This is a genomic window from Chromobacterium sp. S0633, from assembly GCF_024158805.1.
Taxonomy (GTDB): Bacteria; Pseudomonadota; Gammaproteobacteria; order Burkholderiales; family Chromobacteriaceae; genus Chromobacterium.
Genome location: NZ_JAMZGH010000023.1, coordinates 113,314 through 120,302, shown reverse-complemented (window position 1 = coordinate 120,302; position 6,989 = coordinate 113,314). Strand labels below are relative to the sequence as shown.

Here is a 6,989-nt window from a genome sequence, read left to right as displayed (position 1 = left end):
TTGGAGCGGGAAACGAGGCTCGAACTCGCGACCTCAACCTTGGCAAGGTTGCGCTCTACCAACTGAGCTATTCCCGCGTCGCATAACGCTATTGCAGAGGATTTGGAGCGGGAAACGAGGCTCGAACTCGCGACCTCAACCTTGGCAAGGTTGCGCTCTACCAACTGAGCTATTCCCGCATTCAAAACTGCTGCAATACTTCTGCTTTCTCTTCGCTGCTGCTGGAGCAGCGCTGAGAGATGCGAATTATAAGGATTTATCAGTCACTGTCAACACTTCAAACATCAATTTTTTTCCCGGAAAACTCCTTGGCGGCCATCCTCAGGTAATAAACCATTGACCACAAAGTCAAAATCACCGCCACCACCATGAAGGCATTGCCCAAAATTAATGTCGAAACCCCCGGCAGCAGCGGGCCGGCATACAGCAACAGCAGAATCGCCACCATTTGCGCCGCGGTTTTCAACTTGCCGATATAGGCCACCGCCACGCTTTTGCGGGTGCCCATCTCCGCCATCCATTCCCGCAGCGCGGAGATGGCGATCTCCCGGCCGATGATGATCATCGCCATCCAGCCCTCGGTGCGCCCCATCTGCACCAGCAGGATCAAGGCCGCGGCGACGATCAGCTTGTCCGCCACCGGATCCAGGAAAGCGCCGAAGGCCGAGGTCTGACCCAACTTGCGCGCCAGATAGCCGTCCAGCCAATCGGTGATGGCCGCCAAGGCGAAGATGGCGGCGCCTACCTGGTTGCGGCTTTCCAGCAGCAGCACGGAATCCGGCAAAAAGAAGACCGCTACGCAGATGGGGATCAGGGCAACCCTGAGCCAGGTTAGGAATATCGGCAAATTGAAGGGCATCGGTGTCAGTAATCTTATTGTTTGCGGCTCGGTCAAAAACTGCGCGTCCGCCCCAAGCCACAACGGGACGCACGGCAATGGTTACAGTGTATAAACGATGGCGCGCCGGCAATCAATGCAGCGCGTTGTAAATCTTCTCCGCCAGGGTGCGGCTGATGCCGTCCACCTGGGCCAGGTCGTCCATGCTGGCGGCGGTCACGCCGCGCAGGCCGCCAAAGCGCATCAGCAGCTGTTGCCGGCGCTTGGCGCCCACGCCCGGAATCTCCTCCAGCGTGGACGCGGTGCGCGCCTTGGCGCGCCGCGCGCGGTGGCCGGTGATGGCGAAGCGGTGGGCTTCGTCCCGCACCGTCTGGATCAGATGCAGCGCCGGATGGTCCTGCCGCAGCTGCAGGCTCTTGTCCAGATAAGGCAGGATCAAGGTCTCTAGGCCCGGCTTGCGCTCCTCGCCCTTGGCGATGCCGACGATGGGCAGGTTCAGGCCGATTTCGGCGAACACTTCCAAAGCCACGCCCACCTGCCCCTTGCCGCCGTCGATGAACACCGCGTCGGGTAATTTGCCGTCGCCCGCCGCCAGCTTGCCGTAGCGACGTGACAACACTTCGCGCATCGCCGCGTAATCGTCGCCGGGCTTGGCGGTTTCGATATTGTAGCGCCGGTATTCGCCGGGCTGCATCGCGCCCTTGTCGTAGATCACACAGGACGCCACCGTGGCCTCCCCCATGGTGTGACTGATGTCGAAGCACTCGAAACGGCCGGCGCCCTCCAATTCCAGCACCTCGTTGAGCTGGGCCAGCCGCTGGTTTTGGGTGGCCTTGCTGCTAGCCCGCTGCATGATGGCCAGCGCGGCGTTCTTCTCCGCCATTTCCAGCCACACCCGTCGTTCGCCGATGGGATTGCTGGCGATGGCCAGCTTGCGCTCGGCCTGCCGCTCCAGATGCTGGCGCAGGGTCTCGGAAATCTCGCCGTTGATGATGATGGCCGGCGGCAAGGGCGCCCCCAGATAATGCTGGGCCAGGAAGGCTTCCAGGCTGTCCGCCAGTTCCCCCTCCTCCCCGCTGACCGGGAAAAAGCTCTTGTCTCCCAGATGCCGGCCGCCGCGTATCATCACCAGATTGACGCAAAGCATGCCCTCCTGCTGCACCGCGGCCACCACGTCGCAATCCTGCTGGCTGGAGTTGCTGGACACGAACTGCTTCTCCTGCACCCGCGCCAGCGCCTGGATCTGGTCGCGCAGTTCCGCCGCCTGTTCGAACTCCATCGCCTCGGCCGCCGTCATCATGCGCTGGGTCAGGCCGTCGATCAGCTCGCTCTGACGGCCTTGCAGGAAGGCCACCGCGCTGGCCACGTCGCGCGCGTAATCGTCCTTGGAGATATGGTCGACGCAGGGGCCGGAACAACGCTTGATCTGATACAGCAGACAGGGACGGGAGCGATTGGCGAACACCGCGTCCTCGCAAGTGCGCAGCCGGAACACCTTTTGCAGGATCTGGATGCTCTCGCGCACCGCGTAGCCGTTGGGATAGGGGCCGAAGTACTGGTGCGGCCGCTTGGGGTCGCCGCGGTAATAGGCCATTTGCGGGAAGGCGTGACCGCTCAGCATCAGATAGGGATAGGACTTGTCGTCGCGGAACAGGATGTTGTAGCGCGGCGTCAGCGCCTTGATCAGATTGTTTTCCAGAATCAGCGCTTCCGCCTCGGAACGCGTGACCGTGGTCTCGATGCTGGCGATCTGGCGCACCATCAACTGGATGCGCGGCGACTGGTCGTTTTTCTGAAAGTAGGAACTGACCCGCCGTTTCAAGTCTATCGCTTTGCCGACATAAAGCACGCTGCCCGACGCGTCGAGCATTCGATACACGCCGGGCAGATTGGGCAGGGAAGCCAGTACCGCCTTGTAGTCAAAAACCGGTTTCGTCACTTATTTTCCGCACCAGGTTTGCACATTGGCCTGCGCCTGGCTAATCAGCTCGTTGCGCTGGGCGTCGGTGGCCAGCGCATTGGAACCCGGCATGCGGATGCGGCTATTGGTCTGCACCGAGGCCAGCTGATTGCGCGCGTTCTGGCAATTCTGCTCGCGGATCTTGGCATTGGCCTCCACGATCTTGGCGTTTTCCGCCGCGATCTTGGCGTTTTCCCCGCCGGCGTCCTTGCCCGACGCTTTCTTGCTTTCCTTGGCCGGAGCCGATGCCGGCGCCGGCGCGCGCGTATTCATGCGGCGGGCGTTGACGCTGGCCGGCGGCTGGTCCGAATACACGGTTTTTCCGGCCTCGTCCTTCCATACATAGACTTCCGCGCTGGCGGCGGAGGAGCCCAGCAAAGCCAGCAAAAAGGTCCATACTAAGGTTGACTTCATCATCGACTCCCTGACCCGAATGCGCTGCAGATACTCAAATTGTAAGGCCTGCGCGGCCTGCGAGCAAAAAGGTAACAGGGTTGCGGGCGGAAAGCCCCTTTTTTTGCAATAGCGACAATGCCTCGGTATAATGCCGCTTTGCCGCAAAGGAAACGCCAAGATGCGTATCATCGAGAAAGCCTATACTTTCGACGACGTTCTCCTCGTCCCGGCCCATTCTGAAGTTCTGCCGCGCGACGTAGTTCTCTCCACCAAGCTTACCCGCAACATCACCCTGAACCTGCCCCTGGTGTCCGCCGCCATGGACACGGTGACCGAAGCCCGTCTCGCCATCGCCATGGCTCAAGAAGGCGGCATCGGCATCGTGCACAAAAACATGGATCCCGCGAAACAGGCCAGCGAAGTGTCCAAGGTGAAACGCCATGAAAGCGGCGTGGTCAAGGATCCCATCACCATCGCCCCGGACATGCTGGTGCGCGATCTGGTGCTGCTGACCCGCCATCACAAGATTTCCGGTCTGCCGGTGATCGAAGACGGCAAAGTGGTCGGCATCGTCACCAACCGCGATCTGCGCTTCGAGACCCGTCTGGACCAGAGCGTCGGCTCCATCATGACCCCGCGCGAGCGCCTGATCACCGTCAAGGAAGGCGCCAGCATCGACGAAGCCCGCGAGCTGATGCACACCCACCGCCTGGAGCGCGTGCTGGTGATCAACGACGCCTGGGAGTTGAAGGGTCTGATCACCGTCAAAGACATCATCAAGACCAGCGAACACCCCAACGCCAATAAGGACAACCAGGGCCGTCTGCGCGTAGGCGCCGCGGTCGGCACCGGCGGCGACACCGAAGAGCGCGTAATCGCGCTGGTGAAGGCCGGCGTGGACGTGATCGTGGTCGACACCGCCCACGGCCACAGCCAGGGCGTGATCGAGCGCGTGCGCTGGGTCAAGAAGAATTTCCCGGAAGTGGACGTGATCGGCGGCAACATCGCCACCGCGGCCGCCGCGATGGCGCTGGTTGACGCCGGCGCCGACGGCGTCAAGGTCGGCATCGGCCCCGGCTCCATCTGCACCACCCGCATCGTAGCCGGCGTGGGCGTGCCGCAGCTGACCGCCATCCACAATGTGTCCGAAGCGCTGAAGGGCACCGGCGTGCCGATGATCGCCGACGGCGGCATCCGCTTCTCCGGCGACATTTCCAAGGCGCTGGCCGCCGGCGGCAATTGCGTGATGCTGGGCGGCATGTTCGCCGGCACCGAGGAAGCCCCGGGCGAAGTCGAGCTGTTCCAGGGCCGTTCCTACAAGTCCTACCGCGGCATGGGCAGCCTGGGCGCGATGAGCCAGGGCTCGTCCGACCGCTACTTCCAGGACAACGAAGGCAATGTGGAAAAACTGGTGCCGGAAGGCATCGAAGGCCGCGTGCCGTACAAGGGCTCCATCGGCCAGGTGATCCACCAGTTGGTGGGCGGCCTGCGCTCCTCGATGGGCTACCTCGGTTGCGCCACCATCGCCGACATGCACGCCAAAGCGGAGTTCGTGGAAATCACTTCCGCCGGCATCCAGGAATCCCACGTCCACGACGTGCAGATCACCAAGGAAGCGCCGAACTACCACGTATCCCGTTAAGACCCGACGTCGTCAGGCATCCTTTACGGCAAAACCCGCGCCAAACGGCGCGGGTTTTTTCATGGCTGAACCACCAGCGCGCTCAGAACATGTTTACGATCTCGCGAGCTAAGGCGAGACAAGGCGAAAACGAGCGAAAAAGCGGAATGTACTAGTGGTACATGAGCATTTTGAGCTCGTACTCACCGTGCAACGCTTCACTACGCGCAGCAGATCGTAAACAGGCTCTCAGACCAGCGACAACATCAGCCGAGTGCGCAAGGCGGTGGGCGGGTTGTCGTAAGGCGAATTCAAATACTCCTCCACGCACGGCACCTCGCCGAGCGCGCGCCCGCTGCCGGGCAGCCAGTGCCGGTACAGCCAGGACCAGGCCGTGGACAGTTCCGCGTACGGTCCCAGATGCGTCACGCAAGCGTACTCTCCGGCTGGGATCTCCCCCCATTCAAACCCATCCGGCAGCGTCCGGTCCTGCCAGGAGTCCGGCACCGTCACGCAGGCGATGGAGCGCAGCTTGGCTTCCTCCGTCTGTTCCGTATCATCCAGATACATCCCGAATGTGCGGCCTGGCGCGTCGCCGGCCGCGCAAGCCGGGCTGATGGCCTGCAAAGCACCGAAGGCCTGGCCGATCTCCATATAACTGCCGATATGGCGGCGCATCAGCACCCTCAGCCCCTTATCCTGCTTGAGCAATGTCACTTCATGCATAACGGTCTCCCAGTCTTGCCTAGAAATGAACGCTCTGCGCTGGCGATAGCGGCCCGGACTCTCGCCGTAAGCCCTGGCGAAGGCCCGGACGAAGGCCGCGGTGCCGCCGTAGCCGGCGCGCGTCGCCACCCTAGACAAAGGCAGCGAGCCGCCGTCCAACTGCCCGGCCGCGCGATGCAGCAACAGCCGCTGCCGGGTCTCTCCCACCGTTTCGGCCATCAGGCCGCGATACACGCGGTGAAAGTGAAAGGGCGACAAGCAGGCCTCCTCCGCCAATCTTTCCAGCGGCACCGGCCCATCCAGATGGCGCCACAGATAGTCCAGTACCCGCAGCATCCGCCACAAATACGGCGAATCCGGGCCGCCGTTGCGATAGAGCGTTCTCATGAAGTGAGCTTATCCCGCATCGATTGATTCGTTTTGCTGAGTTGGCTGTTGCAGCAGCAACCATTGCATGCGCTGGCACAGCTCCACCACGTAGTCCCACACCACGCGGTAGCGCAGCGTGCGGCGGATGTCGCTGCGGCCGCTGATCCAGTAAGAGCGGATGATGCGCAGTTCCGGCAACAACTGGCGCAGCCGCGCGTCGTCGTAGGTCAGATAATACGGCAATACCGCGATGCCGCCGTCGGCCAGCGCCGCCTGCTGCTGGCCCACCACGCTGGTGCAGCGCAGAGGGATCAAGGGGTTGCGGCACAGGCCGCGATGGAACATCAGCTCGCGCGAGAACAGCAGATCGTCGACATAGCCGACGATGGGATGCCCGGCCAGGTCCTCGCGCTCGCGGATGGGCGCATGCGCGTCCAGATAGGCCGGCGTCGCATACAGGCCCAGGCAGTAATCGGTCAGCTTGCGCGTCACCACCATATTGGCCTGCGGCCGCTCCAGCGCGATGGCGATGTCCACCTCGCGATTGGTGATGCTGACGAAGCGCGGCACCGACACCAGATCGATCTCCAGCGCAGGGTAACGCTCCGTCAGCCGCGGCAGGTGCCGCGCCAGAAACAGCGAGCCCAAGCCCTCCGGCGCGCCCAGCCGCACCAGGCCGGCCACCTCCACATGGCCCACCCGCGCCTCGTCCTGCATCCGCGACGCGGTGTTTTCCAATTGCTCGGCCAGGGGCAGCAACTGCCGGCCGGCCGCGGTCAGTTGATAACCGTCCGGCTGCTGCACAAACAGCGGCTGGCCCAGCTGCCGCTCCAACTGTTCGATATGCCGGGCCACCGTCGCATGCGTGGTGCGCAGCTGCCGGGCCGCCGCCAGCAGCTTGCCGCTGCGCTGCAAGGCCAGAAAATAACGGATGTCGTTCCAGTCGAACATCAAGCCCTCCCCGTGTTTATGGTGCGCTTGCACACAAATATGACAGGCTTCAATTGCGCGGCTGTTAGAAAACTAACAGCTGTTGTTCCACTCTGGCTATTCCCAGGCCGGCCCGGCTTGATCTTATA

At 62.5% G+C, this 6,989-nt stretch carries 6 protein-coding genes and 2 tRNA genes; 1 reads left to right on the top strand and 7 read right to left on the bottom strand.

What is annotated here, in order from left to right; all coding sequences use genetic code 11:
• Nucleotide 1: 1 nt before the first annotated feature.
• The 5 genes from NK214_RS14745 to NK214_RS14725 all read right to left on the bottom strand — a co-directional run bounded on the left by NK214_RS14745 (nt 2) and on the right by NK214_RS14725 (nt 3,212).
• Nucleotides 2–77: transfer RNA gene (locus tag NK214_RS14745), tRNA-Gly, on the bottom strand.
• A 26-nt stretch (nt 78–103) separates the two neighbouring features.
• Nucleotides 104–179 (bottom strand) — tRNA-Gly (locus NK214_RS14740).
• A gap of 98 nt (nt 180–277) precedes the next feature.
• Complete coding sequence (gene pgsA / locus NK214_RS14735; protein WP_107798479.1) at nt 278–859, bottom strand: CDP-diacylglycerol--glycerol-3-phosphate 3-phosphatidyltransferase; 582 nt, start codon at nt 857–859, stop codon at nt 278–280.
• Between the two features lie 112 nt (nt 860–971).
• Nucleotides 972–2,777 carry an excinuclease ABC subunit UvrC gene (uvrC, locus tag NK214_RS14730; protein ID WP_107798478.1) on the bottom strand — a complete coding sequence of 602 codons (1,806 nt, stop codon included), beginning with the start codon at nt 2,775–2,777 and terminating at the stop codon, nt 972–974.
• Nucleotides 2,778–3,212 carry a DUF4124 domain-containing protein gene (locus NK214_RS14725; RefSeq protein ID WP_253314863.1) on the bottom strand — a complete coding sequence of 145 codons (435 nt, stop codon included), beginning with the start codon at nt 3,210–3,212 and terminating at the stop codon, nt 2,778–2,780.
• Between the two features lie 160 nt (nt 3,213–3,372).
• Here NK214_RS14725 and guaB point away from each other — a divergent pair, with 160 nt between their 5' ends.
• Entirely contained in the window at nt 3,373–4,836 is a 1,464-nt protein-coding gene (guaB, locus tag NK214_RS14720) for an IMP dehydrogenase (protein WP_107798476.1), read from the top strand.
• Between the two features lie 228 nt (nt 4,837–5,064).
• On the opposite strand, the gene NK214_RS14715 is transcribed toward guaB, so the two are convergent.
• Together NK214_RS14715 and NK214_RS14710 are read right to left on the bottom strand one after the other, a co-directional pair.
• Complete coding sequence (locus NK214_RS14715) at nt 5,065–5,928, bottom strand: GyrI-like domain-containing protein (protein WP_253314862.1); 864 nt, start codon at nt 5,926–5,928, stop codon at nt 5,065–5,067.
• Nucleotides 5,929–5,937: 9 nt separating this feature from the next.
• Nucleotides 5,938–6,861 (bottom strand): LysR family transcriptional regulator, encoded by a 924-nt coding sequence (locus NK214_RS14710; protein WP_107798474.1) that lies wholly within the window; start codon nt 6,859–6,861, stop codon nt 5,938–5,940.
• Nucleotides 6,862–6,989 lie beyond the last annotated feature (128 nt).